Source organism: Nocardia terrae, from assembly GCF_009760405.1.
Classification (GTDB): domain Bacteria; phylum Actinomycetota; class Actinomycetes; order Mycobacteriales; family Mycobacteriaceae; genus Nocardia; species Nocardia terrae.
In genome coordinates, this window is record NZ_WRPP01000007.1 from 363767 (window position 1) to 390372 (window position 26606).

At 68.4% G+C, this 26606-nt stretch carries 20 protein-coding genes; 11 read left to right on the forward strand and 9 right to left on the reverse strand.

The annotated features are described in order from the left end of the window. Nucleotides 1–27: 27 nt before the first annotated feature. The 4 genes from GPX89_RS32630 to GPX89_RS32645 all read left to right on the forward strand — a co-directional run bounded on the left by GPX89_RS32630 (nucleotide 28) and on the right by GPX89_RS32645 (nucleotide 5055). Nucleotides 28–858 (forward strand): SDR family NAD(P)-dependent oxidoreductase, encoded by an 831-nt coding sequence (locus tag GPX89_RS32630; protein ID WP_328602551.1) that lies wholly within the window; start codon nucleotides 28–30, stop codon nucleotides 856–858. Between the two features lie 37 nt (nucleotides 859–895). Next, on the forward strand, nucleotides 896–1810 hold the full coding sequence (locus GPX89_RS32635) for an alpha/beta hydrolase (protein ID WP_157391521.1): 915 nt from the start codon (nucleotides 896–898) through the stop codon (nucleotides 1808–1810). A gap of 112 nt (nucleotides 1811–1922) precedes the next feature. Continuing rightward, nucleotides 1923–3719 carry an AMP-dependent synthetase/ligase gene (locus GPX89_RS32640; RefSeq protein WP_157391522.1) on the forward strand — a complete coding sequence of 599 codons (1797 nt, stop codon included), beginning with the start codon at nucleotides 1923–1925 and terminating at the stop codon, nucleotides 3717–3719. A 175-nt stretch (nucleotides 3720–3894) separates the two neighbouring features. Beyond that, the gene (locus GPX89_RS32645) at nucleotides 3895–5055 is read left to right on the forward strand and encodes an epoxide hydrolase family protein (RefSeq protein ID WP_157391523.1); all 1161 of its coding nucleotides are present in this window, start codon (nucleotides 3895–3897) and stop codon (nucleotides 5053–5055) included. 36 nt (nucleotides 5056–5091) lie between these two features. Here GPX89_RS32645 and GPX89_RS32650 read toward each other — a convergent pair whose 3' ends face one another. Next, nucleotides 5092–5961 (reverse strand): alpha/beta fold hydrolase, encoded by an 870-nt coding sequence (locus GPX89_RS32650; RefSeq protein ID WP_157391524.1) that lies wholly within the window; start codon nucleotides 5959–5961, stop codon nucleotides 5092–5094. Between the two features lie 88 nt (nucleotides 5962–6049). Between GPX89_RS32650 and GPX89_RS32655 the strand changes: the two genes are divergently transcribed. Next, nucleotides 6050–6610, forward strand: a complete 561-nt coding sequence (locus GPX89_RS32655) for a CGNR zinc finger domain-containing protein (RefSeq protein ID WP_328602552.1) — start codon at nucleotides 6050–6052, stop codon at nucleotides 6608–6610. A 124-nt stretch (nucleotides 6611–6734) separates the two neighbouring features. Continuing rightward, nucleotides 6735–7163: a VOC family protein gene (locus GPX89_RS32660; RefSeq protein WP_157391526.1), complete on the forward strand. Its 429-nt coding sequence runs from the start codon at nucleotides 6735–6737 to the stop codon at nucleotides 7161–7163. A 150-nt stretch (nucleotides 7164–7313) separates the two neighbouring features. On the opposite strand, the gene GPX89_RS32665 is transcribed toward GPX89_RS32660, so the two are convergent. Next, complete coding sequence (locus GPX89_RS32665; RefSeq protein WP_157391527.1) at nucleotides 7314–8207, reverse strand: LysR family transcriptional regulator; 894 nt, start codon at nucleotides 8205–8207, stop codon at nucleotides 7314–7316. A 78-nt stretch (nucleotides 8208–8285) separates the two neighbouring features. Between GPX89_RS32665 and GPX89_RS32670 the strand changes: the two genes are divergently transcribed. The 3 genes from GPX89_RS32670 (at nucleotide 8286) to GPX89_RS32680 (ending at nucleotide 12132) form a co-directional block, all read left to right on the forward strand. Next, on the forward strand, nucleotides 8286–9683 hold the full coding sequence (locus tag GPX89_RS32670; protein WP_157391528.1) for an MFS transporter: 1398 nt from the start codon (nucleotides 8286–8288) through the stop codon (nucleotides 9681–9683). A 69-nt stretch (nucleotides 9684–9752) separates the two neighbouring features. Then, the gene (locus tag GPX89_RS32675) at nucleotides 9753–11276 is read left to right on the forward strand and encodes a molybdopterin-dependent oxidoreductase (protein WP_328602553.1); all 1524 of its coding nucleotides are present in this window, start codon (nucleotides 9753–9755) and stop codon (nucleotides 11274–11276) included. 235 nt (nucleotides 11277–11511) lie between these two features. Continuing rightward, nucleotides 11512–12132: a Uma2 family endonuclease gene (locus GPX89_RS32680; RefSeq protein ID WP_157391529.1), complete on the forward strand. Its 621-nt coding sequence runs from the start codon at nucleotides 11512–11514 to the stop codon at nucleotides 12130–12132. Between the two features lie 78 nt (nucleotides 12133–12210). Here GPX89_RS32680 and GPX89_RS32685 read toward each other — a convergent pair whose 3' ends face one another. Both GPX89_RS32685 and GPX89_RS32690 read right to left on the reverse strand, forming a co-directional pair. Continuing rightward, nucleotides 12211–13707 (reverse strand): DHA2 family efflux MFS transporter permease subunit, encoded by a 1497-nt coding sequence (locus GPX89_RS32685; RefSeq protein ID WP_157391530.1) that lies wholly within the window; start codon nucleotides 13705–13707, stop codon nucleotides 12211–12213. A gap of 85 nt (nucleotides 13708–13792) precedes the next feature. After that, the gene (locus GPX89_RS32690; RefSeq protein ID WP_157391531.1) at nucleotides 13793–14485 is read right to left on the reverse strand and encodes a PadR family transcriptional regulator; all 693 of its coding nucleotides are present in this window, start codon (nucleotides 14483–14485) and stop codon (nucleotides 13793–13795) included. A gap of 153 nt (nucleotides 14486–14638) precedes the next feature. On the opposite strand from GPX89_RS32690, the gene GPX89_RS32695 reads away from it, so the two are divergent. After that, complete coding sequence (locus GPX89_RS32695; RefSeq protein WP_157391532.1) at nucleotides 14639–15265, forward strand: Uma2 family endonuclease; 627 nt, start codon at nucleotides 14639–14641, stop codon at nucleotides 15263–15265. 268 nt (nucleotides 15266–15533) lie between these two features. Here the strand turns inward: GPX89_RS32695 and GPX89_RS32700 are convergent, their stop codons facing one another. Both GPX89_RS32700 and GPX89_RS32705 read right to left on the reverse strand, forming a co-directional pair. Beyond that, entirely contained in the window at nucleotides 15534–19319 is a 3786-nt protein-coding gene (locus tag GPX89_RS32700; RefSeq protein WP_157391533.1) for a multifunctional oxoglutarate decarboxylase/oxoglutarate dehydrogenase thiamine pyrophosphate-binding subunit/dihydrolipoyllysine-residue succinyltransferase subunit, read from the reverse strand. 112 nt (nucleotides 19320–19431) lie between these two features. Beyond that, a complete protein-coding gene (locus tag GPX89_RS32705; protein WP_235948585.1) occupies nucleotides 19432–23250 on the reverse strand; it encodes an ABC transporter ATP-binding protein in 3819 nt (1272 codons plus the stop codon). Between the two features lie 183 nt (nucleotides 23251–23433). On the opposite strand from GPX89_RS32705, the gene GPX89_RS32710 reads away from it, so the two are divergent. After that, nucleotides 23434–23967, forward strand: a complete 534-nt coding sequence (locus GPX89_RS32710; RefSeq protein WP_157391534.1) for a VOC family protein — start codon at nucleotides 23434–23436, stop codon at nucleotides 23965–23967. Nucleotide 23968: 1 nt separating this feature from the next. On the opposite strand, the gene GPX89_RS32715 is transcribed toward GPX89_RS32710, so the two are convergent. From GPX89_RS32715 to GPX89_RS32725, 3 genes are read right to left on the reverse strand one after another with little or no spacing between them, the layout of a single operon-like run. Then, complete coding sequence (locus GPX89_RS32715) at nucleotides 23969–24757, reverse strand: ABC transporter permease (protein ID WP_157391535.1); 789 nt, start codon at nucleotides 24755–24757, stop codon at nucleotides 23969–23971. A gap of 55 nt (nucleotides 24758–24812) precedes the next feature. After that, nucleotides 24813–25757: an ABC transporter ATP-binding protein gene (locus tag GPX89_RS32720; RefSeq protein WP_328602554.1), complete on the reverse strand. Its 945-nt coding sequence runs from the start codon at nucleotides 25755–25757 to the stop codon at nucleotides 24813–24815. After that, nucleotides 25754–26470, reverse strand: a complete 717-nt coding sequence (locus GPX89_RS32725) for a hypothetical protein (RefSeq protein WP_157391536.1) — start codon at nucleotides 26468–26470, stop codon at nucleotides 25754–25756. The genes GPX89_RS32720 and GPX89_RS32725 overlap by 4 nt, the downstream gene beginning before the upstream one ends. Nucleotides 26471–26606: the final 136 nt, after the last annotated feature.

Consider the following 26606-nt stretch of genomic DNA (forward strand, 5'->3'; position numbering starts at 1 on the left):
TCCATCACCCAACCGAAAGCGGTAACCGTGAGCAACGATGCTTACTTCAAGGACAAGGTCTGCGTGATCACCGGAGCCGGTTCCGGCATCGGCCGGGCGCTCGCGGAGAACCTGGCCGGGCGCGGCGCGCACCTGGCGCTGTCCGACATCGACACCGAGGGCCTGGCCGAAACCGTCCGGCGCTGTGAGAAGTTCGGCGTCAAGATCAAGTCCGACCGGCTGAACGTGGCCGAGCGCGAGTCGGTGCTGCTCTACGCCGACGAGGTGAACAAGCACTTCGGCAAGGTCAACCAGATCTACAACAATGCCGGTATCGCCCACCACGGCGACGTGCTCGAGACCTCCTTCAAGGACGTCGAGCGCATCATGGACGTCGACTTCTGGGGCGTCGTCAACGGCACCAAGGCGTTCCTGCCCTACCTCATCGAATCCGGTGCGGGCCACGTCGTGAACATCTCCAGCCTCTTCGGCCTGATCGCCGTCCCCGGCCAGAGCGCCTACAACGCCGCCAAATTCGCGGTGCGCGGCTTCACCGAGGCGCTGCGCCAGGAAATGCTGATGAGCGGCAAGCCGGTCAAGGTCACCTGCGTGCACCCCGGCGGCATCAAGACCGCCGTGGCCCGCAACGCCACCGTCGCCGAGGGCCTCGACCAGAAGAACCTGGCCGCCCTCTTCGACGCCAAGCTGGCCATGCACACCCCGGAAATGGCCGCGCAGACCATTACCGAAGCGGTCCGCAAGGGCCACGGTCGGGTGCTCATCGGCTGGGAGGCCAAGGCCCTGGACCTGTTCGTGCGCACCACCGCCTCGTACTACCAGCGGATCTCCGCCGTGGTGCAGAAGCGCTTCCTGCCGTAGACAACCGAACACCGCGCCCGATCAAGGACACCTGGACATGCCCGATGTGACACTGCCGTTGCCCCTCGTCCGCGCCACGCTGAAGCCGGTCTTCCGGATCATGCTCAACAGCCGGCTGCCGTTCGGTGTCCAACGGGCACTGATGGATTGGGGCGCGGTGGCCCAGCCCGGGCCGCGCGGCCTGCACGCCGAACGCGTCCGGCTGGGCGGCCGCCCGGCCGAACGCGTGACGGTGGGACCGGTCTCCGACTCCGCCACCGTGCTGTACCTGCACGGCGGCGGCTACACCGTCGGCTCGCCGGTCACGCACCGGCCGCTGGCGGGTTACCTGGCGCGCGAAACCGGTTGCGCCGTCCAGGTTCCCGACTATCGGCTGGCCCCCGAACACCCCTACCCGGCGGCCCTGGACGACGCCGAGACGGCCTTCCTGGAACTGGTCGCCTCCGGGTATCGGCCGGAACGCATTGCGGTGGCCGGCGATTCGGCCGGTGGCGGGCTCTCGCTCGCGCTGGCCCAGCGGCTGCGCGACGTGCACGGCATGGTTCCCGCCGCGCTCGGGCTGATCGCGCCCTGGGGCGATCCCAATGAGGTGCCCGTCCGTGACAGCGATCTGGTGCTCACCAAGCCCTGGTCGCGGGCCTGCGCGGCGGCCTACCTCGGCGGCGGCGACGGCCGCGACACCGGCTACGCGCCGCTGCTCGGCGAATTGCGCGGACTGCCGCCCACCTACATCCAGGCCGACGTGGACGAACTGCTGCACGACCAGTGCACGCGGCTGGTCGCGCGACTGCGGGCCGCGGGCGTGCCGACCGAGTTCAGCGAGACCGAGGGTCTCTGGCATGTAGCCCAGTTGCAGGCCGGTCTGGTCGGCCCGGCCGCACAGGTGACCACCGAGCTCGGTGAGTTCTTGCGCAAGGCCCTGCGACCAGCCCAAAGCCGGTCAATAGGATAGGGACAAGACACAACGCGGGACGGTGCGGGAACCGGTTCAGGCGGTCCGCCGGGAGTTACCTGTGAGCGTGGCGTAAATTACCCGCGAGTAAACCCACTGTGGAAGGGCAGCGATGCGAGAGTTCGAAGTCCCGGCTACCTACACCATTCCGGAAAACGCCAACATGTCGGACGGTGCGTTCCGGCATGCGGAGCAGACGCCCAACCTGGTCGTCTTCAACACCCCGGACGGTAAGGGCGGCTGGAACGACGTCACGGCGACCGAATTCGCCAAGGCCGTCACCGACGTTGCCAAGGGCCTCATCGCCTCGGGGATCGAACTCGGCGACCGCGTCGCCATCATGGCCGCCACCAGCTACGAGTGGGTCGTGCTCGACTTCGCGATCTGGGCCGCCGGCGGCTGCACCGTCGCCATCTTCGACAGCTCCTCCGCCGAGCAGGTGCGCTGGATCCTGTCCGACTCCGGCACCAAGCTGATCGTCGTCCAGAACGACAAGCACCGGGCCACCGTCGCGGAAATCGAAGGCGGACTGCCGGATCTGAAGGAGACCCTGCAGATCGACAAGGGCGCGATCGCCGACCTGATCGCCCGCGGCACGGACCTCGACGACGCGCTCGTGCACGAGCGCCGCGGCCAGGTGAAGGCCGCCTCCCCGGCGACCCTCATCTACACCTCCGGTACCACCGGCCGCCCCAAGGGCGTCATGCTCTCGCACTCGAACCTGTACGCCGAGTCGGCCGCCGACCGCTCCGCCATGAGCGAGTTCCTGCGCCCCGGCCGCAAGTCGCTGCTGTTCCTGCCGCTGGCCCACGTCTTCGCCCGCGCGGTCGCGCTGGCCGCCTTCGACGCCGGCGTCACCGTCGCCCACACCTCCGACTGGTCCACCCTGGTCGAGCAGTTCGGGCAGTACAAGCCGAACTTCATCCTCTCGGTGCCGCGCGTGTTCGAGAAGGTGTTCAACGGCGCCAAGCAGAAGGCGCACGACGGCGGCAAGGGCAAGATCTTCGACTACGCCACCGAGATCGCCATCCAGTACAGCCAGTCGCTCGAGACCGGCGGCCCCGGCCTGCTGCTCAAGCTGCAGCACACCGTGCTGGACAAGCTGGTCTTCAGCAAGCTGCGCGAGGCCATGGGCGGTCAGTGCGAGTCGGCCGTCTCCGGCGGCGGACCGCTGGGTTCGCGCCTGGGCCACTACTTCCGCGGCGCGGGCGTCACCATCTACGAGGGCTACGGCCTGACCGAGTCCACCGCGGCCGTCAGCGTCAACACCCCGAAGCACATCAAGGTCGGCTCGGTCGGCCGCCCGCTGCCGGGCCACGGCGCGAAGGTCGCCGACGACGGCGAGCTGCTCATTCGCGGCGGGGTCGTATTCGCGGGCTACTGGAAGAACGACGACGCCACCAAGGACGCCTTCGACGCCGACGGCTGGTTCAAGACCGGCGACCTGGGCGCCATCGACGACAACGGCTTCATCTCCATCACCGGCCGCAAGAAGGAAATCCTGGTCACCGCGGGCGGCAAGAACGTCTCCCCGACCATGCTCGAGGACTCGCTGCGCCAGCACCCGCTGATCAGCCAGGTCATGGTGGTCGGTGACGGGCAGCCGTTCATCGGCGCGCTCATCACCCTCGACCAGGACACCCTGCCGGGTTGGCTGGAGCGCAATGGAATCGGCGCGGACACCCCGATCGAGCACGTCATCGAGAACCCGGCCCTGGTCGCCGAGATCAATGACGCGGTCGCGGCCACCAACAAGCTGGTCTCGCATGCCGAGGCGATCAAGAAGATCCGCATCCTGCCGGTCGACTGGACCGAAGAGGGCGGGGAGCTGACGCCGAAGCTGTCGCTCAAGCGCGCCGTGGTGATGAAGAAGTACGCCGCCGACGTGGACGCGATCTACAACTCCTGACGGAGTTGCACAGGTCGGTTCGGGGGCCGGGCCCCCGAACCCCCAATAGGTTCATAGGGAGGGCCCGCGGACATCCGCGGGCCCTCCCCCGTTTCCGGGTAATGGCCTGGTGCAGGCCATAAATAACGAATCCTCGTGATGTGGGGGCCCGGTCTTTACCGGAACCATTTATCTCATGAGCAGCAACGAGATCCGCCCCTTCCGCATCGACATCCCGCAGGCCGACCTGGACGATCTGCGGAACCGCCTGACCCGCACCCGCTGGATCGACGAGGTCCCCGGCACCGGCTGGGAGCGCGGGGTCCCCACCACCTACCTGCGTGAGCTCGCCGGGTACTGGGCCGAGAAGTTCGATTGGCGCGCAATCGAAGCCGAGCTCAACGCCCGTCCGCAGTTCACCACCACCATCGACGGGCAGAACCTGCACTTCCTGCACATCCGCTCGGAGCGGGAAGACGCGACTCCGCTCCTGCTGATCCACGGCTGGCCCGGCACCCCGGCCGACTTCCTCGACATGATCGCGCCACTGACCGACCCCGCCGCGCACGGCGAGCCCGAGGCACCGGCCTTCCACCTGGTCATCCCGGCCCTGCCCGGCCACGGCTTTTCCGGTCCGCTCACCGAAACCGGCTGGCACGACGGCAGAGTCGCGGCCGCGCTGGCCGAACTCATGACCCGCCTGGGCTATGAGCGGTTCGGGGTGCACGGCGGCGACCACGGCGCGTTCGTCGCGCCCCGGCTGGGCCGCGACTTCCCCGAGCGGGTGCTGGGCGTGCACGTCAACGCGCTGGTCACCTTCCCGACCGGCGATCCGGCCGACATGGCCGCGCTCACCGAGGCCGAGCGGGCGCGGCTGGCGGCCATGAAGCAGTTCCAGGACGACGGGTCGGCCTACATGAACCTGGCCGGTTCGCGGCCGAACACGCTGGCCCAGCTGCTGGCGGATTCGCCTGCGGGACAACTGGGTTGGATCGTGGAGAAGTACCAGGCATGGACCGATGCGAGCCGAGAGCTGCCCGAGGACGCGATCGACCGCGACAAGATCCTGACCACCGTGGCGATCTACTGGCTCACCGAAACCGCGCGCAGCGTGGCCGACTACTACTACGAGCGGTTCCACGACCACACGATGTTCGCGCCCAAGCCGCGGGGCACCGTGCCGACCGGCGTCGCGGTGTTCACCACCGCCGACTTCGCCATCCGCCGCTTCGCGGAGAAGGCCCACAACATCGTGCACTGGTCGGAGTTCTACTCCGGCGGCCACTTCCCGGCGCTGGAGGTGCCCGAGCTGCTCACCGGTGACATCCGCGAATTCTTTGCGGCACTGGACAACTGATCGCCCGGATGGGCCCTGCTCCGGCAGGGCCCATCGTCATGCGGGCAGCCGATCCAGGAAATCGGCGATGAGCGGTGCGATATCGGACAGATGCGTTTCCAGCGCGAAGTGGCCGGTATCGAACAGGTGCAGTTCGGCTTCGGGTAGGTCCGCCAGATAGGCGTGCGCGCCCGACGCGGGGAAGAAGGGGTCGTTCGCGCCCCAGGCGATGAGCGTCGGCGGAGCGTATTTCCTTAGCCAGGAACGCCATTCGGGGTAGCGCGCGACATTCGACTTGTAATCGAAGGCCAGGGCGACCTGGGCTTGCTTGCGGCCCGGGAGATCCAGGTAGTGCTGATCGAGCGTCCATGCGTCGGGGTCGAGCAGCGTCGGATCGGCGACGCCGGTCTCGTATTGGCCGCGGGTGCCCTCGAGGGTGAGGAGTCCGCGCACGACGTCCTCGTCGCCCTCGTGGTCGGGACGCAGCGCGACGAAACCCTGTGCGGCCTCGGACAATCCGGCTTCGTAGGCATTGCCGTTCTGGACGACGAGACCGGTGATCCAATCGGGATGCCGGGTCGCCAGGCGCAGGCCGACGGGCGCGCCGAAGTCGAACATGTACACGGCGAACCTGGTCAGGCCCAGCCGCTGGACGAAACCCTCGGTGATGTCGGCCAGATGATCGAAGCTGTAGTCGAAATCCGCTGGGGCGACGGTGTTTCCGAAGCCCGGATAGTCCGGGGCGATCAGCCGGAACCGGTCGCCGAGAGCGTCGATGAGGCGGCGGAACTGGTGGGACGCGGTGGGAAAACCGTGCAGCAGCAACAGGACCGGCGCATCGGCGCGGGCGGGGACGGATTCGCGATAGAAGACCTCGACGCCGTCGACCTGCAGGCGGCGGTGCTGTACCAGGGGAAGTTCCCTCATAACTTCACATGCTTTCTGGTGGTGATGTTGCATTAGGTTTACGGTAGCACTCACTAATGTGTCAATGGCCTGGTGTAGCATTAGTGCCGTGGCTGATCTCGAACCGCTGATCGGCGAGCCCCTCGCCCTGGACCTGGTGAACACCAGGCCCCTCGGCGCCGATCTGCTGGAAACCCCCGAGCGGCTGGCGGATTGGCTGCGCCTCGAGGCCGACCGGCTGCCCGAACCGCCCCCGTCGCACCTCACCGGCGGCGACCTGGCCGCCGTCCACGCCGTGCGCGAGCACACCGCCTCGATACTCGACGCGCTGTTCGGCGGCCGTCGGCCCCCGGCCGCGGCGCTGCGCGGACTCACCGACGCCCAGACGGCCGCCCCCGCCGTCCGCCGCCTGGACTGGAACGGCGACACGGTCACCGAGACCCCGGCCCGCATCGGGGCACCCGGGGCTCGGCTGGCCGCGCACCTGGCCGACGCCGCCGCGACCCTGCTCACCGATCCGGCCGTGCGCCGCGTCAAGAAGTGCGGCGCCGACGACTGCGTCATGCTGTTCCTGCCGGCCCACCCCCGCCGCCAGTGGTGCTCACCCGAGCGCTGTGGCAACCGGGTTCGCGTGGCCCGCTACTACCACCGCCACAAGGCGGCCGACTGATCCGCGAAGCTCTCTCGCGTGTTCCGCCCCGGACCTCTCGCGTGGCGGCCGATGATTTTCGTGCGGCCCCCGCGTCCTACCTGTGGGTGCCCAGCACCCGCCACCACCGATCCAGGAGGAACCCATGCCCGCTGTGAACCCGTACCTGCTGTTCAACGGCAACGCCGGTGAAGCCGTCACCTTCTACCAGTCCGTCTTCGGCGTCGAGGCGAGCATCACCCGCTTCCGTGACATGGGCGAGACCCCGCCCGACATGCCCGAGGACGTCCTCGACCGGATCGCCAACGCCCAACTGCCGCTGAGCGCCACCAATATCCTCATGGCCTCCGACTGCCCGCCCGGCGCCGAGATCGACAACTCCAAGCCCGGCTTCACCGTCCAGCTCGAGGCCGACTCCGCCGCCGAAGCCGAGCGCCTCTTCACCGAACTCTCCGCCGACGGCAAGATCGAGATGGCCTTCGGCCCGGTCGCGTGGGCCGAGGCATTCGGCATGCTCACCGACAAGTTCTCGGTGCCGTGGATGATCAACTACACCGGCAACGCCCAAATGTGAGGCACTACGGCCCGATTCGAGCCTGCGGCCGAGGCGATTCGAGCACGCCGTGGCCCTGCCCGATCGACGAGGGCTCGCGGGCCATTCCGGCCGCCGTTCACGTGGACGCCGCACCGTCAACTGGAAATGGGCACCCCGTGTCGCAGTGATTCACTCCGGCACGCTGGGAATGTTGTGTGCGAATGTCTCGGCCGTCAGGTCACGAAAGCGCCTGGCGGCCAATGAGAGATACGCATCTGTGCGCCAGACGAGATGCAGGGTGCGACGGCAGTAGACCTCATCCAGATGAAGCCATGCCACGTCTGGACCGGGGTAGTCGCGCGCCAGGGCCGGGAGCAGGCCGATGCCGAAGCCGGTGGCGATCAGGCTGCGCACCGCCGTGGGATCATCGCCCTCGCACACGATCATCGGGCGCAGTCCCGCGCGGCTGAAGACACGATCGAGCACGGTGCGCTGCCAATAGTCGGGCGAGGTCGTGATGAAGGGTTCGCTTGCCAGCTCGGTAACGGCCACTCGGCCCCGCTGTGCCAGTGGGTGATTCGGCGCTACGGCCAGCAGTACTTCCTCGTCCAGCAACTCTTGCCCGCCGAGGCCGGGAGTGCTCCGCGATTGTGAGATCACTCCGAGGTCGAGCTCTCCGGCGACCACCCGGGCGGTCACGTCGGCCGTGGTGCCGGAGAACAGTCGCACGCGGGCACCGGGATGCGCCCCTACGAAATTTGCGACAACTGGATGCAGGAGCTTCAGATTCTCCGCTCCGATCGCTACTCCGCCTCGCTCCAGTCCGGCCAGATCCGCCAATTCTCTGCGCCCGTCCTCGAGTTCGTCCAGGGCGCGATCCACGCGCGTGAGGAACGCCTTCCCGAACTGGTTCAACCGCAGTCGCCTGCCCTCTCGATCGAAGAGCGGCACACCCAGATCGGACTCCAACCGGGTGATGGTCCGGCTCAGGGACGGCTGCGCCACCCGTAGCTCCTCGGCCACTCGGCTGATGTTCTCGGTGCGCGCCACCATCCGGAAGTAGCGGAGCTGTAGCAGGTCCATGCTCATAACCTCAAAGGCATTTCTGTATAGCTCTTTTGGTCGTGGAAGGTATCAGTCTACGGTTCTACCGTTCGAGACATGACCGCGTTGCACCTTTCTTCCCGTCCCGAATCCGCCACCACCCCGAGCAATCCCTGGATCACGCTGGTGGCCGTCACAGGCGGCCAATTCCTGGCGGTGCTGTCCACCACGGTGATCAGCGTGGCGCTGCCGACCATCGGCCGTGAACTGCACGCCGATGCCACGGCCACCGAGTGGATCGTCAATTCCTATGTCCTGGTCTACGCCAGCCTGCTCATGCTCAGCGGCGGACTCGGCGACCGTTACGGCCGCAAGGGCATCTTCCTCACCGGTATGGCGACCTTCGCCCTCGGCGCACTGATCGCGGGCTTGGCATCGAACATCCCGATGCTGTTGGTGGGCCGCGTCATTCAGGGCATCGGCCCTGCGTTGCTGGTGCCCACCAGCCTCGCGGTCGTTCGCTCCGCCTTCCCGAACGAGCGTGAGCGGGCGGTCGCGATCGGGGCGTGGTCGACCTCGTCCGGTCTGGCACTGGCCGTGGGACCGATCCTGGGCGGTGTTGTCGTCACCGGGCTGGGCTGGCGGTGGGTCCTGCTGTTGAATGTGCCGCTGGTCGCGGTGTTCGCGACGGTGGCCGCACACATAGTGCCGCGCTTGCCACGCACCCTGGCGGCCGGTCGATTCGATTGGCAGGGTGCGGTTTTGACCGCGACGGCGGTGGCCGCGCTGTCCTTCGGATTGATCGAAGGCCGCGAGCAGGGTTGGACCTCCGCGACGATTCTGGGTGCGTTCGCGCTTGCCATCCTTGCCGGGCTGGTTTTCGTGGGTTGGGAACGGCGGCACAGTGATCCGCTGGTGGACCTTGCTCTGTTCGGCAATCGCGCCTTCGCCGCCGCGAATCTGGCCGGGGCCGTGGCCTTCTTCGCCTTCGTTGGACTGATCGTCTACCTGAGCGCGTATTTTCAGCAGGTGCAGGGACATTCGGCGATCCGAGCCGGACTCGACGTCTGCTCCGTCGGTGTGGCGTTCGCGCTCGCGACCCCGATCTCCGGGCGACTCGTCGGCCGGTGCGGACCGCGATTGCCCATGGTGACGGGACTGGCGCTCGGCGGTCTGGCCGTCGTGGGCCTGCTGAGTATGCGGTCGGACTCCGGCATCGGCTCCCTCTGGTGGATCCTCGCGGTGGGCGGCTTCGGCCTCGGACTGTGTCTGACCCCGATGACAGCGACCGCGCTCGCCGCCGTGCACCCGCATCGCGCTGGGATGGCGTCCTCGATCCACAACGCCCTGCGGCAGGTCGGCCAGGTGCTCGGGGTCGCCGTGCTGGGGGCGCTGGCCTACTCCGGGCCCGTGTTGAGCATGGCCGGTCTGCACCACGCTTTCGCGGTCGCGGGCGGCTCGCTGCTGGTCATGGCCGTGATCGCGGCGCTCGCCCTGCGGGTCGAGGCGCGGTGAAACCGGGTGTCATGCTTCCGTAATTCTTCGAACCGGTTCACGGGCCGGCCCTCGCAGTAGGGTCGGTTTGTGGCCGATCGTGGAGTACGGATGGCCGGCGGTGTGGTCGCCGGCGGGGTCACGCTCGGCGTGGCCGAATTGGTGTCGTTGCTGGTCAGCCCGGACAGCACGCCACTGGAGGCGGTGGGCGGATGGATCGTCGACCATACGCCGGACGGGTTCCGGGAATGGGTTATCGGACTGGTCGGGACGAACGACAAGCTGTTGCTGTTCGTCTCGATGGGTGTGGTCGCCGTCGCGCTGGCGGTAGCGGCCGGACTGGTCGAGCAGGTGCGGCGGCCCTTCGGGTCGGCGCTGTTCGCGGTCTTCGGTCTGCTGTCCACCGTGGCGGCGCTGGGGCGGCCGAATGCCGCGTGGACCTGGGCGCTGCCGTCGCTGATCGGCGTGGTGGCCGGAATCCTGATGCTGCGCAGTCTGATCGAGAAGATCACCGCCCTCGATGAGGTGGCCGCCGACGACCTTCCGACCGAACGCCGCCAGGTGATGCGCGGTCTGGCCATCGCGGGCGGGCTGGCGCTGGTCGGCGGGGTGGCCGGACGCATCATCGGACTGCGCTCGCGCGATGTCTCGGCCGAGCGCGCCGATGTGCAACTGCCGACGCCGACCGGTCCCGAACCGTCGGTGGAACCCGGTGCGGATCTGAAGATTCCGGGTCTGACGCCCTACCTCACCTCGAACTCCGGCTTCTACCGCATCGACACCGCGCTCACCGTTCCGCAGGTCAGCAAGGACGACTGGTCACTGCGCATCCACGGCATGGTCGACCGCGAAATCCGTTTGAGCTACGCCGATCTCACCGCCAAGACGCCCATCGAGCGCCTGGTCACCCTGTGCTGCGTCTCCAATCCCGTCGGCGGCGACCTGATCGGCAACGCCCGCTGGCTCGGGTACCGGCTCGACGAACTGATCAACGCGGCCGGACCGCATCCCGACGCCGACATGGTCCTGTCCCGCAGCGCCGACGGCTTCACCGCGGGCAGCCCGCTGGCCGTGCTGCTGGACGGCCGCGACGCCATGCTGGCCGTCGGCATGAACGGCGAACCGCTGCCCACCGCGCACGGCTATCCCGCCCGGCTGGTGGTGCCCGGCCTCTACGGCTACGTGTCGGCCACCAAGTGGGTGACCGAACTGGAGATCACCAGATTCGATCGCGCCGAGGCGTTCTGGACCAAGCGCGGCTGGTCGGCCAAGGGGCCGATCAAGACCGAATGCCGCATCGACACGCCGCGCGGGGGCACCCACGCGCCCGGCAAGATCACCATCGCGGGCGTGGCCTGGGCCCAGCATCGCGGGATCAAGGGCGTGGAAGTCCGCATCGACCAAGGGGACTGGCAGCCCGCGCGGCTGGCCGTGGCCCCCTCCATCGACACCTGGGTGCAGTGGGCCTTCGACTGGGACGCCACCGGCAACGGCCCGCACACCATCCGCGCCCGCGCCACCGACGGCACGGGGGAGACCCAGACCGACCAGGATCAGGACGTCGTGCCCGACGGCGCGACCGGATATCCCTCGCTCACAGTGCGAATCGGCTGACCCTCGCCCCGCCGGAACACAGGCATCCGCCGTCATTCCGGCATGCGTGCGGCCGGAATCCACCACCCTGGCGTGGATCCCGGCCGAGAACACGCCGGGATGACGGTGCGGGCCGCGGCGCGCCGATGCTGCGCGGGCGAAAGTTCCGAACGGCCTTTTTGTCGGCGCGCGCGGTTTAGTATCGGCGCGGCAGTCGTCGCCCAGCCCGCCCGAGCCAGGAGTCGAGGGAGCGCGCATGTCCGGAGTACTCGAATGGGCGCGGGCGGAAAACCTGCAGCCCGAACCGATCACGCTCGACGTCTGGAAGAAGCTGCCCCGCGACTTCTGCCGACTCGTCGAGGTCGTGAACGGCGATGTGGTGCGCGCCGAAACGCCACCGCTACCGCATCGCAATGCCGCGCGCCGCCTGGCCTCCATGCTCGAGGCGGCCGCCGAAACCCACATGAGCCGATACAACGACGGCTGGCTCTACGTGGGCGTCGACCAGGACGTGCTGCTGTGGGAACACCCGCGGCTCACCGTCCGCCGCCCGGACGTGGTCCTGTTCGCCTGCGCCCCAGCCGATGTCGGGCCCCTGCAGGCCCCGCGGGTGAAGATCGCCATCGAGGTGGTGTCCCCGGCCACCGAACGCGTTGACACCGCCGACAAACAGGCCGAGTACGCGCTGGCCGGAATCCCTTGGTACTGGCTGGTCTACATGGATCGGGACCGGGTGCACGCCATCCAGACCCACGTCCTGGTGCTCGGCCACTATCGGCCGCACCGCCGCCTGGATCCCTTCGTGGGCGAGACCGTGATGGACATGCCCATCGAGATCCGCATCGACTGGACCCGCCTCATCGGCCTGATCCTCTGACGAAACGACGAAGCGCTGCCCACCGGGAGAGCCCGGCGGACAGCGCTTTTCGATCAGTACGTCCCGATCGGACTCTGATCAGTGCGCCCCGATATCGGCCTTGGCCATATCGTTGGCCGGGCCGCCCGCCGACTTGCCGTACCCGATGAACAGCGCCGAGGCGACGACGCCGATCAACAGGATCAGCGCGGGCAGATACATGGACTGGCTCAGCGCGGTGCTGATCTTCTCCAGGAGCGGATCACGCACCAGCGCGGGCAGATCGTGCAGGCTCTTGCCGCCCGCGCCCTCGCCGATCGGACCGCTCTGCAGGCCCTGCGCCGAGATGCGCGCCGTCAGCAGCGCGGAGATGGCGGCCGAACCCAGCACCGAGCCGACCTGACGGGTGGTGTTGTAGATGCCCGCGCCCGCACCGGCCTGCTGTACCGGCAGGTTGTGGGTGGCGGTGGTGCCCAGCGGCGCCCAGATGCAGGCATTGGCGATACCCGCGAGGCCGCCGACGATCATGAAGATCGCGATCGAGCCGTCCGGCTTCATGAGCGCGGCGAAGCCGAACAGCGTCGCCGAGAAGAGTGCGAAGCCGATGGTCGGGATGATGCGCGGCGGCGTCTTGTCCGAGATCTTGCCGATGATCGGCGCGAAGATACCGGTCAGGATGGCCATCGGCGCGAACACCAGGGCCGAGCGGGTCGGCGTCAGCCCGTGCACCTGCTGCAGGTAGAAGTAGGCGGGCACGAACACGCCCGTCACCGCCGCGCCCATGGACGCGATGGCCACATTGCCCAGCGCGAAGTTGCGGTCCTTGAACAGGCTCAGCGGCACCAGCGGCTCACCGGTATTGCGCGCCTGATTGACCACGAACAGCCCCAGCACCACCAGACCGGCGACGATCATCGCCCAGATCCAGGCGTCCCAGTGGTGGGTGTTGCCTTCCTGAATACCGAAGACCAGCAGGAACATGCCGATCGCCGAGAGCGCCACACCGACCAGGTCGAACTTGTGCTCGTGCGTGGGCAGCGACGGGACCAGCCAGAACGCCAACCCGAAGGCGACGATGCCGATCGGCACGTTCACGTAGAAGATCCACTGCCAGCCCTGCCAGTCCACCAGCACGCCGCCCAGGATCGGGCCGACCAGGGTGGCCAGTCCGGCCACGCCGCCCCACAGGCCCATGGCCGCGCCGCGCTTGTCCGGCGGGAAGGTCCGCATGATGACGGCCATGGTCTGCGGCGTCATGAGCGCCGCGCCCAGGCCCTGCACGGCGCGGGCCGCGATCAGCATATTGATGCTGGTCGACTCGGCGCACCACAGCGAGGCCAGGGTGAAGACGGTCAGGCCGATCAGATAGATGTTCTTGGGGCCGAAGCGGTCTCCGAGCCGGCCGGTCACCAGCAGCGGCACCGCGTAGGTCAACAGGTAGGCCGAGGTGACCCAGATGACCTGGGAGACATCGGCGTTGAGATCCTTCATGATCGCCGGATTGGCCACCGCGACGATGGTCATATCCAGCAGGATCATGAAGAACCCGACGACCAGGGCGTATAGCCCCAGCCACGGATTGCGTTGAGTGTTCATGAATTCCGATTCCTGTCTCGGAAGGGCGGCCGCGGGCGGCTACCGGGAAAGAATGTGAGGGGCGAACCGCTGGGGCGGTGGTGAGTTATCGGGCACCACCCCTCCGGACGGTGGCGATGTCCTCTTCGGTGAGGCCCGCGGCCCAGTCGGAGCCCATCGTCTCGGCGGGCCGGATGCGGCGCTCGCCGGTGTCGGCGCAGAAGTCCTCCCAATCCAGCTCACCGCTCTGCAGTTCGGCGATGAAGCCGTGCAGCCATTGGGCCTCCGCGGCCTGGAGCGCACGGATGTATTCGACCTCGATCCAGAAGCGCCGCGGCACCTGCCGGGACAGGACCATCCCGCGGAGCGCGTCGAGCTCGGCGATCCGGCTCTCGATCCAGGTGACGCGTTCGCGCACGAGCGCGACGACATCGTCCACGGGAAGATTGTGCGCCTCGGCCAGGGCCACCGGAAAAATCGGGTACTCGTTCACCGGCTGCCGCAGGATCTCCGCGACCCGGCTGCGCAAGGCTTCCCGACCTGCGGGTTCGATCCGATAGGTGGTTCGTTCCGGCCGATTCCCGGCCCGGTCGGTGCCTTCGGCGACGACCAGTCGCTGCTCGGCCAGCCGGGCCACGGTGTGGTACAGCGAACCGGGTTTGATCTTGACCAGTTCGTCCTCGTGCCGGTGCAGGGCCACCTGATACATCTCGTACGGATGCATCGGGCGTTCTTCGAGCAGGGCCAGCACCGCGATCGCCAAGGGCGTCAGCGTGGGTACCGCCTGCTTTCCGATCATCGCCGCCTCCTCCGTGCCAAATATTCCACGTGGAATATACGACGCGGAACATGCCTTGCACAACCCCGCGACCACATCACCGCGGTCAGTCCAGCCGCCGGATTTGCGCTATAGGATCGTGCTGTCATCAGCGGGCTGGGCGAGGAGCGCACCATGTCTGAAGTGTTCCAATGGGCGCGGGAGGAAAATCTCCAGCCCGAGCCGATTACGGTCGAGATCTGGAAGAAGCTGCCCGAAGAGTTCTGTCGTTTGGTCGAGGTCGAGAACGGCCAGGCAGTGCGGGCGGAATCGCCAATCCGGCAGCATCAGACCGCCCAACGTAGGCTTGCGGAGATGCTCGATGCGGCCGTGGCCGCCTACATCGACCAGTACCACGGTGATTGTCTGGACTTGAATACCGACTTCGATGTGCTGCTGTGGGAAATGCCGCGAACTACGATCAGACGCCCGGATGTGGCTGTTTTCGACTGTGCGCCCGACGAACTTCGTCCACTCCCCGCGTCCCTGGTGAAGCTGGCCATCGAAATCCTCTCGCCCGGAACCGAGAACGTCGATCTCGTGGTGAAGAAGGCGGAATACGCCAGGGCTGGTATTCCCTGGTATTGGATCGTCACACTCGGCGACAATCGCGTACAGATGATCGAGATCTATGTGCTCGACCACGTGCTCGAACAGTATCGGCCGTTTCGGAAGCTCGTTCCGGAGGAGCAGCCGGCTGTGGTCGAACTGCCCATGGAGATCACGATCGATTGGAGTCGGCTCAGCGTGTTGACGCGCTGACGGCTACGGTCCGCACACGTCTGCATCCCGAAACCGCTGCGCGTCAAGGGTTTCACGGTGCCGCGACCACCTCTACCTGCCCGTCTCGCCCAAGCTACCGGCGCAAGCCGCATCATGCTCTTCGCGGACCGGCCCGTCGCACCAGCACAGCCTTCTATCAGCGCTTCGGCTTCCGGCCGCTGGATGACTACAGCAGCTATCGCCTCGGGTGAAACGGCGCGGGGCCGGATCTCGGTGAGAGATCCGGCCCCGCACTGGGATTCGGTGATCAGACGGTCGGGGCGAAAGCCTCGTTGACGATCTCCGCCTGTTCCACGGCGTGCACCTTGGACGAACCCGAGGACGGGGCCGACATGGCGCGACGGGAGATGCGGCGCAGCTTGCCGAAGCGACCCGGGAGGATCTCCGGCAGGTTCAGGCCGAAGAACGGCCAGGCGCCCTGGTTCGCCGGTTCCTCCTGGACCCACGCCAGATCGGTGGCGTTGGGGTACTGCTCCAGGGCCTCGTTGAGGCGGAACTTCGGAATCGGGTACAGCTGCTCGACGCGCACGATGGCCACGTCGTCGCGGTTGTTCTTGTTCTTCTCGGCCACCAGCTCGTAGTAGATCTTGCCGCTGGTGAGCAGCACGCGCTTGACCTTGGACCGGTCGCCGTTGCCCGACTCGTAGGTGGGCTCCTCGAGCACGGTGCGGAACTTGTTGTCGGTGAAGTCCTCGACCTCGGAAACGACAGCCTTGTTGCGCAGCATGGACTTCGGGGTGAAGACCACCAGCGGGCGGCGGATGCCGTCCAGGGCGTGGCGGCGCAGCAGGTGGAAGTAGTTCGACGGGGTGGAGGGAACCGCCACCGTCATCGAACCCTCGGCGCACAGCTGCAGGAAGCGCTCGATACGACCCGAGGTGTGGTCCGGGCCCTGGCCCTCGTGACCGTGCGGCAGCAGCAGCACGACCTCGGAGAGCTGACCCCACTTGGCCTCACCGGAGGAGATGAACTCGTCGATGATGGACTGCGCGCCGTTGACGAAGTCACCGAACTGCGCCTCCCACAGGACGAGTGCGTCCGGGTTGCCCAGCGAGTAGCCGTATTCGAAACCGACAGCGGCATATTCGGACAGCGCCGAGTCGTGCACCGCGAACCAACCCGGGTTCTTGGACCCGATGTTGTGCAGCGGGGTGTACTCGTTGCCGTTCTTGCGGTCGATGATCACCGAGTGCCGCTGCGAGAAGGTGCCGCGGCGCGAGTCCTGACCGGTCAGGCGGACGGCCTTGCCCTCGTCGATGAGCGTGCCGAAGGCCAGCAGCTCGGCCATGGCCCAGTCGACCTTGCCCTCGTAGGCCATCTCGCGGCGCTTCTCCAGCACCGGCTTGACACGCGGGTGCACGGTGAAGCCCTCGGGCACGTTCACGAACGCGTCGCCGATGCGCTGCAGCACCGTCTTGTCCACGGCGGTGATGAGGTTCGGCGGCAGCTGCTGCTCTTCCTCGATCGACTCCGACGCCTCCGGCGGGAACTTCTCGAGCTCGCGCACCTCGTTGAAGATCCGCTCGAGCTGACCCTGGTAGTCGCGCAGGGCGTCTTCGGCTTCCTTCATGGAGATGTCGCCACGGCCGATCAGCGACTCGGTGTACGCCTTGCGGACCGAACGCTTGGTGTCGATCACGTCGTACATGCCCGGCTGGGTCATCGACGGGTCGTCGCCCTCGTTGTGGCCGCGGCGGCGGTAGCAGATCATGTCGATCACGACGTCGCGCTGGAACTTCTGCCGGTAGTCGACGGCCAGCTTGGCCACCCACACACAGGCTTCCGGGTCATCGCCGTTCACGTGGAAGATCGGCGCGCCGATGAACTTCGCGATGTCGGTGGAGTATTCGGTGGAGCGCGAGTACTCCGGCGCGGTGGTGAAGCCGATCTGGTTGTTCACCACGATGTGCACGGTGCCGCCGGTGCGGTAGCCGCGCAGGCCCGACAGGTTCAGCGTCTCCGCGACGATGCCCTGACCGGCGAACGCCGCGTCACCGTGCAGCATGAGCGGCACGACCGAGAACGAGCGGTTCTCCTCACCCAGGGTGACGATGTCTTCCTTGGTGAGCAGATCCTGCTTGGCGCGCACCAGACCCTCGAGCACCGGGTCCACGGCCTCGAGGTGTGAGGGGTTGGCGGTCAGCGAGACCTCGATCTCGTTGTCGCCGAACATCTGCAGGTAGGTGCCGCGCGCGCCCAGGTGGTACTTCACGTCGCCGGAGCCGTGGGTGGCGGCCGGGTTCATGTTGCCCTCGAACTCGGTGAAAATCTTCGAGTAGGGCTTGCCGACGATGTTGGCCAGCACGTTCAGGCGGCCGCGGTGCGGCATGCCGATGATGACCTCGTCGAGGGCGTACTCGGCGCACTGGTCGATGACGGCGTCCATCATCGGGATGACCGACTCGGCGCCCTCGAGCGAGAAGCGCTTCTGGCCGACGTATTTGGTCTGCAGGAAGGTCTCGAACGCCTCGGCCGCGTTGAGCCGGGACATGATGTACTTCATCTCGGCGACGGACGGCTTCGCGTGCTTCTGCTCCACGCGCTCCTGAATCCACTTGAGCTGCTCGGGATCCAGGATGTGGGTGTACTCCACACCCACGTGGCGGGCGTAGGCGTCGCGCAGGATGGACAGCACGTCGCGCAGCTTCATGCGCTCCTGGCCGTGGAAGCCCGCGACATTGAATTCGCGGTCCAAGTCCCACAGGGTCAGGCCGTGCTGGGTGACATCCAGGTCGGGGTGCGAGCGGAACTTGTCCTTCACCAGCCGCAGCGGGTCGGTGTCGGCCATCAGGTGGCCGCGGCTGCGGTAGGCGTTGATCATCTCCTGGACGCGGGTCGACTTGTCGATGCCGCGTTCCTGAATGTCCTTGCGCCAGCGCACCGGCTCGTAGGGGACACCCATGCCGTGGAAGATCTCGTCGTAGAACTCGTCGGAGATCAGCAGGTTGTGCACGGTGCGCAGGAAGTCGCCGGACTCCGCGCCCTGGATGATGCGGTGGTCGTAGGTCGAGGTCAGGGTCATCAGCTTGCCGATGCCCAGCTCCGCGAGCTGCGCGTCGCTCATGCCCTGGAACTCGGCCGGGTACTCCATGGCGCCCGCGCCGATGATCGCGCCCTGACCCTGCATCAGGCGCGGCACCGAGTGGTTGGTGCCGATGGTGCCCGGGTTGGTCAGCGAGATGGTGACACCGGCGAAGTCGTCGTTGGTCAGCTTGCCGTCACGGGCGCGACGGACGACGTCCTCGTACGCGGTGTGGAACTGCGCGAAGGTCATGCCCTCGGTGTTCTTGATGGCCGCGACCGCGAGCGAACGGTTGCCGTCCTTGCCCTTCAGGTCGATGGCCAGGCCGAGGTTGGTGTGCGCCGGAGTGACCGCGTTGGGCTTCCCGTCGACCTCGGCGAAGTGCCGGTTCATGTTCGGGAAGACCTTGATGGCCTGCACGATCGCGTAACCCAGCAGGTGGGTGAAGGAGATCTTGCCGCCGCGGGTACGGGCGAGGTGGTTGTTGATGACCAGACGGTTGTCGATCATCAGCTTGGCCGGGATGGCGCGCACCGAGGTGGCGGTGGGGATCGCCAGCGACGCCGACATGTTCTTGACGATGGCGGCGGCGGGGCCGCGCAGCACCTTGGTCTCGTCCTCGGTGGCGGGCTTCGGACCGCCGGAGGTCGGGGCCGCGTTCGACGCGGGCGCGGGGGTGGTCTGGGGGGCTCGAACCTGAGCGGGAGCCGGGGCGGGCGCGGGGACGACCGGAGCGGGGGAAGCTACAGGGGTGGAATTCACGGCGGGGGACTGGGCGGGTCCGGGGGCCGTAGGCACTGCGGCGGGGGCCGGAGCGACGGCGGTGACCGCCTGGCTGTTGTTACCAGAGTCGGCAGTGGTCTCGGCGGGGGTGTAATCCGCCAGGAACTCGTGCCAGCTTTCGTCGACGGACGAGGGGTCTTGCTTGTACTTCTGGTACATCTCGTCGACAAGCCACTGGTTCTGTCCGAACTGGTCTGTTGAGCTGCTCACAGCAGGTGTTCGCCTCATTTCGTTCTTCGCGCTGCGACGTTTGTGACGTGCCCGGCACGGGTAATCGGCGGATGCGCGCCGATGCGCCCCCACTGAGGATATGCCCACCCCTGTTCGCCTTTGGGCATGGCTACCACCGAGCGGACACATTCTCTCGTGACGACTCGTCCTCGCCCGAGAATATTCCTTCCATCGCCTGGGCCGCAGCCCACAGCCGGTAGTACGCGCCGCGCGCCGCGAGAAGTTCTTCGTGTGCCCCGATTTCGCTGATGCGCCCCTGCTCGACGACGGCGATCCGATCGGCCTGCGCGGCCGTGGCGAGCCGGTGCGCGACGATCACCGAGGTCCGCCCGCGTGTCACGGATTCGCTCGCGACCAGCACCGATGCCTCGGCCGCCGGGTCCAGCACGGCGGTGGCCTCATCCAGCAGCAGCAGATCGGGCCGGACCAGCTCGGCGCGGGCCAGCGCGATGAGCTGACGTTGCCCGGCCGAGAGTCCGCGCCCGCGTTCCCCGACCGGTTGCCGCATGCCACCGGGCATTGCCTGGATGGTTGCCAACGCACCGACGGCCGCGGCCGCCGCCTCGATCTCCGCGGGACTCGCAAAAGGTTTGCCAAATGCAATGTTGCTGGCGATGTCGCCGGTGAACAAGTGAGCTTCCTGAGGCACCACGCCCAGCCGGGAACGGAACTCGGTGAGGCGATAGTCGCGAATATCCACGCCGTCCACGCGGATTGCGCCGGTACCGCCCGGATTGTGGCCGGTTCCATGTGTTTCCGCTATGGCGACCCCGGCGACATCCACCGGAATTTCGTGATTCCGGTCACCTGACACCGGTTCTCGCGGCATGTCGTAGAGCCGGGCCAGCAGCTTCACGATGGTCGACTTGCCCGCGCCGGTCTCACCTACCAGCGCCAGGCTGCCGCCCGCCGGAATGGTCAGGCTGACCCCGTCGAGCGCGGGCCGGACCGCGCTCGGGTACTGGAAGCGCACGTCGTCGAAGACGACCTCGCCGCGCAGCTGCCCGTCGATGACGGCCGGGTCGGCGGGATCGGGCGCGATGGACGAGGGCGTGCGCAGCAGTTCCCCGATGCGCCGCAACCCGACTCGCGCCTGCTGATATCCGTCGAACAGCTGCGAGAGCTGCATGATCGGGCCGAACAGCAGCTGCAGGTAGAGCACGAACGCCACCAGCGTGCCCGCCGTCGTGGACCCGTGCGCCACCGCCCAGGCGCCGGTGAACACCACCGACGCCAGCGCCAGATCCGCCCACATGCCCACGAAGGCGAAGAAGGTGGCGATGGCCCGCTGCGCCCGCATCCGGCTGACCCGGAAGTCGTCGGAGTAGCCGGCGAACCGTTCGGCGGACCGGGCCTCGTGCCGATTCGCCTGGACGACCCGCAGTCCCGAGACGTTCTCGGCGAAGTCGGCGTTCACGGTGGCCGAATGCTCGCGCGCGGCACTGTAGGCGGTGTCGGACACCTTGCGGAACCACCAGGTGGCGATCAGCAGCGGCGGCAGCGTCACGAAGACGACCAGCGCCAGCTGAATGTCGATGACCGCCAGCGCGACCGCGATACCGGCGACCGTCAGCAGCGCGACCAGCGCGTCCGGCAGTCCGGTCTGCATGAAGGTGGACAGCGCGTCGATGTCGGTGGTCATCCGGGTCATGATGCGGCCGGACAGTTCCCGCTCGTAGAAGTCGAGTCCGAGCCGCTGCAGGTGGGCGTAGCTGCGCACCCGCAGCCCGAACAGCACCCGCTCGCCGGCCCGGTTGCTCCACAGCAGGGAGGTCGCGGCGACCAGCCAGCCGATCGCGACCAGCAGTGTGCCGATCACGGTGGCCCGCACCAGCGCCGCGCCGTCGTGCCTGCCGACGCCGGAGTCGACCGCGTACCGCACGATGGACGGGAAGCCCACGCCGACAAGCGCATTCGTGGCCAGCAGCAGCATGGTGCCGGCGACCAGCCATTTCACCAGCCGCAGCGCGTGCCGCAGGCGGAATCCGGGATCCGGTTCGCGCAGTTCGGCCGCGTCGAGGCGGGGCTGCTCGGTGGCCGGCGGCAGATCGCCCAGCACCCGCCGAACCTCCTCCGGCGTATCCCGATCCGGCTCGTCGGACTCGCTCGTCATTCCGGCAGGCGTCCCACTCGTCATCCCGGCACGGGTTTGGCCGGAATCCACACTCGTCGGATGGATCCCGGCCACAAGCACGCCGGGATGACGGAGGTCGGCGTCCCGAAGACGGGGGTCGGCGGCGAGGTCGAGGTCGGCGTCCGAACCCGGTGCGGGGAGGCGGATCACGCGGTCGGCGTGGGCGAGGGTGGACTCGCGGTGGGCCAGGATCAGTGTCGTGCGCCCGGAATCGGTGGGCAGCGCGGCGAAGATGGCGGCCTCGGTGACGGCGTCCACCGCGGAGGTGGCGTCGTCGAGGACCAGGATGCGCGGGTCCGCCAGCAGGGCGCGGGCCAGGGCGATGCGCTGGCGCTGGCCGCCCGAGAGCGTCAGCCCGCGCTCGCCGACCACGGTGTCGTAGCCGTCGGGCAGGGCGTTGATGAACTCGTCGGCCGCGGCCTGCTTCGCCGCCGCGTGGATCTCCGCCTCGCTCGCGTCGGGGCGGCCCAGCGCGATATTGGCGGCGATGGTGTCGGAGAGCAGGAAGGCTTCGTCGAAGACCACGCCGACGGCCGCGCGCAGGTCGGCGGCCCGCAGGTCGGCGATGTCGGTGCGGGAGTCCTTGCCGTACAGGCTGATCCGGCCCGACTCGGGGGTGTAGAAGCGGGGGAGCAGCAGGCTCAGGGTGGACTTGCCCGAGCCCGCGGGACCGATGATGGCGACCGTCTCGCCGGGCTCGACCCGCAGCGTGAAGTCGTTCAGCACCGGTCGCCCGGGCTCGAATCCGAACCGCAGCCCCTCGATGTCGATGCCGAGCGGCCCGTCCGGCACGGCCGCCGGATGCTCCGGATCGATGCGTTCGGGCGCGCTGTCGATGACCTGGTTGACGCGTTCGGCGGCCGCGCGGGTCAGCTGCGCCATCACCACCACGTAGGACACGATGCGCGTCGAGTTGGTCATGGTGGACACGTAGGCCACGAAGGCCAGGAAGGTGCCGAGCCCGATGCTGCCGTGGAAGGCCAGCAGCCCGCCCACCGCGATCACCGCGACCAGACCGGCCTGCGGAATCGACGACAGCGTCGGGCTGAAGCGGGCGTCGATGCGGGCCGCGCGCATGCGGTCGGCGTACAGCTTGCGCCCGTGCGTCTCCAGCAGATCGACCATGCGGGCTTCCTGCCCGAAGCCCTTCACCACGCGCACGCCGGTGACGGTCTCCTCGACATGCTGGGCCAGATCGGCGGCCCGCTGCTGCGCTGTCCAGGTGGCCGCGTACAGCCGCGGCCGCACCCGGTAGACGACCAGCGCCAGCACCGGCACCACCAGCAGCGCCGCCAGCGCCAAAGGCGGTGAGAGCCACAGCATCACGCCCGCGGCCAGCACGAACTGCAGCGCCGCCACCGACGACCAGGGGCCCATGGCCAGCAGTCCCTGCACCAGGGTCAGGTCGCTGATGGACCGCGAGATCACCTGCCCGGTGCGCAGCGCGTCCTGTCCGGGACCGTCGAGGCGCTGCAGCGCGCCCAGCAGATCCACCCGCAATTCGTGCTGCACGTCGAGGGCCAGACGCCCGGCCAGCATGCGCCGTCCGAACGAGGCCAGGAACCGGCCGACCGCGAGGACGCCGAGCGCCCCGGCCATGGCGGCGATGATCCCGGTGTTCCCGGCGGTCGCCCCGTCGAGGGCGTGCTTGGCCAGCAGCGGCCCGGTCACCTCGACGACCGCGCCCAGCACGATCGCCAGGCCCATTCCGGCCAGCATCCACGGGTGCCCGGCGCAGCGCCGCCAGAGCCGGCGCAGCCAGCCGGGTTCGGTTTCCACATCCATCGAACTCATTCCGGAGAACACAAGTCTCCCCACCCCCGCTTTGTTCCCGCCTTCGTGTCGTCTACCCAGTGTGCCGGGGTGGGACGACACCTTCTGCACCGCACGACGACACCTTGTGCACCGCACGACGACACCTTGTGCACCGCACGACGACACCTTGTGCACTGCACAGCGGCGTGGTCGGCTGGAGGCATGCCGATTCAGCGTCTCAATCACGCGGTTCTGTTCGTCTCCGATGAGGAGCGCTCCGCTGCCTTCTACTGCGACGTGCTGGGCTTCCGGCGACTGCCCGGCGCGTTTCCGGGCGCGGTGTTCCTGCAGGCCGCGGGGTCGGCGAACGATCACGACCTCGGCCTGTTCCGGTCACCGGACCCGTCGGTCCCGCACCGCACCGGCCGCGTCGGCCTCTACCACCTGGCCTGGGAGGTGGACACGCTGAGCGAATTGCAGCGCGTCCGCGACGCTCTGGTGGCGGCGGACGCCCTGACCGGCGCGTCCGACCACGCCTCCACCAAGGCCCTCTACGCCGCCGATCCCGACGGCATCGAATTCGAGGTCTGCTGGCTGGTTCCCGACTCCGCGGTCGAGTCCGAGATGGCCGCCATGACCGCGCCCAGCGTGCCCCTGGATCTGCCCGGTCTCATCGCGAAGTACGGCGCGGACACCCTGGGCGGCCCGCGCACCGATCACGAGGTGTGGCGTCGGCTGTTCGCCGGGCGCGGCTGACCTAGATGTCGCGGCGGGTGAAGAACCACCAGCCCGCCGCGCCCGCCGCGGCGGTCCAGATCACCAGCAGCGCCATGGCGGCCGGTGTCGGCGCGATGAGCGCGCTCTTGGCGTAGCGCCCGCCGCTGATGGCCCCGACCGTCGCGGACACCGGCAGGATGGCCGCCAGCCCGCCGAATCCGATGGCGCGCGCGGTGATCCAGATGAGCGGCTCCAGCACCGCCCAGCCCAGCACCGCCGCCAGCGCCTGCGTCGGTGAGCGCAGCACGAAGCCCAGCGCGGTCCCGATCACGGCCCAGCACAGCGCCGCCAGCGCCACCCCGGCGAGCACCCCGAAGAAGCCGCCGTCCATGGGCACCCGGGAACCGCCCGCGATCCGCATGGCCGCCCCGCCCAGCACCTCCATCGCCAGCACGGTGCCCAGCGAGAACGCGCCCGCCACCGCCAGTTTCGACCCGAGCAGCAGGGTCCGGTCGGGGGTGAACAGCACGCTCACCGCCATCGAGCCGGACTTGAACTCGGTGGCCGAGCCCAGCGCCCCGAACGCGGCCGCCGCGGCGACGGTCAGCACCAGCACCCAGGTGGTCAGCAGCGCCGCCCATCCCGCTCCGGTGCTGAACCCCTCCCGGTGTTCCCCGCCGGGCTGGAATCCCAGGCCCAGCGCCACGAAGGCGACCACGCCCGCCGCGATCACCCCGCCGCCGATGAGCCAGTTCAACCGCACCGAAGTCACCTTGCGCACTTCGGAATTCGCGGCCCGAGCCACCACCGGCGGCACCGTCAGGTTCATGCAGCGTCCTTTCGATGACGAGCTGTGCCGCGGACATCGTCGCGGCGCGGTGAGATCACCGGTAGGTCCCGTAGACCGCCGACTGCGGATAGGCCGGGGCCGGGGAACCGGTATTGGTCAGCGCGGCCAGCACCTGGTCGGGGTGGATGTGTTCCTGGGTGATCTCGGTGAGCTGGACGCGGGCGGTGGAGGCCGCCGATTCCAGTTGCGTCAGTGAGGCTTCCGCGACCGCCAGCCGGCCGTCGGGGCGCATGACCGCGTCGGTGAAACCCTGCGCGGCCAGCGTGGTGGCCAGGGCGATCGGGCTGGACGCCTTGACCAGCAGGCGATCCGGGTGGCTGCGCCGCAGCCGGGCCGGGCTGCCCTGGTAGGCGACGCGGCCCCGCTCGAGCACGATGAGCTCGTCGGCGATGGGCAGCACGGTGCTCAGCGTCCGCGAGGTCAGCAGCGCGGTGCCGCCGCGGCGGGCGTGGCCGCGCAGATAGTCGTTGAGCCAGGCGGTTTCGCGCACATCGAGTCCGGCGGCGGGGTCGTCGAGCACCAGCAGCGGCGGGTCGCCGAGCAGCGCGACGGCCAGGGCCAGCCGGGTTCTCACGCCCTCCGGCAGGGTGCCGATGCGCTGGCCGGCGACCTCGGTGAGCCGGGTGAGGGCCAGCAGCTCGTCCACCCGCTCGTCGGAAACCCCCGCGGCGGAAGCGAACACGCGCAGCTGCGCGTACACCTTGCGGGCGGGGTGCAGTCCGCGCGGGGTCAGCATGGCGCCCACGGCCCGCTGTCCGGCCCGGACTCCCGTGCCGGGCCCGCCCACGCTCGCGGTCCCCGACGTCGGCGTCAGCTGCCCGAGCAGCATGCGCAGCAGCGTGGTCTTGCCCGCGCCGTGCGGCCCGACCAGCGCGGCCACCTTGCCCGCGGGCACCACGAAACTCACGTCGTCGACCGCGGTCACGGTCTCGAAGGTCTTGGTCAGCCCTCCGGCGGCGAAGGCGAGCGGCCGCGTCACGGCTGCCGGTTCCAGGCCGGGGCCTCGACCGCGGGCAGCGGGTCGGCGTCGATGACCAGCGGCTGGGGGAAGGTCAGCGGCGGTGCGCCGAAGGCCTTGCGGGCATTGTCGACCACGCCGTGGCCCAGCGCCCGGTTGCCGAATCCGCCGATGGCGGCACCGATTCCGGCCGGAATCACCTTGCCGACCATGAGTGCGCCGCGTTTGGCGATGAACTGCACCAGGAACTTCTTGAGCAGGGAGTCGTTCATGGCGTTGATGCCGGGGATCTTGCCCGCGAGCAGTCCGCCCCAGTTCTTGGCGGAGGATCCGACGCCCTTCTGCACGATCTCCATGCCGGATTCACCGAGCACCACGGCCAGCACCAGGGCGCGGCGGCGCTCCTTGTCGTCGGGCGCGACACCGTGCACGGCCGCCACGGCGAGGGTGAAGACCGCGGACGCCTCCAGGAAGAACGCGGTCTCGGCGGTCATGGCCGACAGCGACGCGACCGTGCCGACGCCCGGCACCGCCGCGGTCGCGCCGACCGCCGTGCCCGAGGCGGTCACGGTATTGAGATACAGCTTCTCGAGGCGCGCGATGATCTGCGCGGGCGATTCACCGGGATGGGAATCGCGCAGCTTGGCCACGTACTTGGCGACAGCCGGAGCCTGCACCTGGGCCCCGTTGTCGAGCAGTGAGACAACCGCCTTCTCGAGCCCGGCCTTGAACATCGACAACCCCTTACTTGTGCGGTCCTCCGGACCGAACTCTATGGCACTCGGACAACGATTCGCGAGATAGACCGGTTCCGGATGGGAAGGGCGCGTGCCACGCGAGATCGGCCTAGGCGTACCTCCGCATTCGCTC

Coding starts and splice junctions, on each gene's coding strand:
- GPX89_RS32665 (WP_157391527.1), bottom strand. CDS start 8,207: ATGGACCTGCTACAGCTCCGCTACTTCCGGATGGTGGCGCGCACCGAG.
- GPX89_RS32660 (WP_157391526.1), top strand. CDS start 6,735: ATGCCCGCTGTGAACCCGTACCTGCTGTTCAACGGCAACGCCGGTGAA.
- GPX89_RS32680 (WP_157391529.1), top strand. CDS start 11,512: ATGTCCGGAGTACTCGAATGGGCGCGGGCGGAAAACCTGCAGCCCGAA.
- GPX89_RS32690 (WP_157391531.1), bottom strand. CDS start 14,485: ATGATCGGAAAGCAGGCGGTACCCACGCTGACGCCCTTGGCGATCGCG.
- GPX89_RS32645 (WP_157391523.1), top strand. CDS start 3,895: ATGAGCAGCAACGAGATCCGCCCCTTCCGCATCGACATCCCGCAGGCC.
- GPX89_RS32715 (WP_157391535.1), bottom strand. CDS start 24,757: ATGAACCTGACGGTGCCGCCGGTGGTGGCTCGGGCCGCGAATTCCGAA.
- GPX89_RS32705 (WP_235948585.1), bottom strand. CDS start 23,250: ATGAGTTCGATGGATGTGGAAACCGAACCCGGCTGGCTGCGCCGGCTC.
- GPX89_RS32685 (WP_157391530.1), bottom strand. CDS start 13,707: ATGAACACTCAACGCAATCCGTGGCTGGGGCTATACGCCCTGGTCGTC.
- GPX89_RS32640 (WP_157391522.1), top strand. CDS start 1,923: ATGCGAGAGTTCGAAGTCCCGGCTACCTACACCATTCCGGAAAACGCC.
- GPX89_RS32700 (WP_157391533.1), bottom strand. CDS start 19,319: ATGAGGCGAACACCTGCTGTGAGCAGCTCAACAGACCAGTTCGGACAG.
- GPX89_RS32710 (WP_157391534.1), top strand. CDS start 23,434: ATGCCGATTCAGCGTCTCAATCACGCGGTTCTGTTCGTCTCCGATGAG.
- GPX89_RS32670 (WP_157391528.1), top strand. CDS start 8,286: ATGACCGCGTTGCACCTTTCTTCCCGTCCCGAATCCGCCACCACCCCG.
- GPX89_RS32725 (WP_157391536.1), bottom strand. CDS start 26,470: ATGTTCAAGGCCGGGCTCGAGAAGGCGGTTGTCTCACTGCTCGACAAC.
- GPX89_RS32650 (WP_157391524.1), bottom strand. CDS start 5,961: ATGAGGGAACTTCCCCTGGTACAGCACCGCCGCCTGCAGGTCGACGGC.
- GPX89_RS32635 (WP_157391521.1), top strand. CDS start 896: ATGCCCGATGTGACACTGCCGTTGCCCCTCGTCCGCGCCACGCTGAAG.
- GPX89_RS32695 (WP_157391532.1), top strand. CDS start 14,639: ATGTCTGAAGTGTTCCAATGGGCGCGGGAGGAAAATCTCCAGCCCGAG.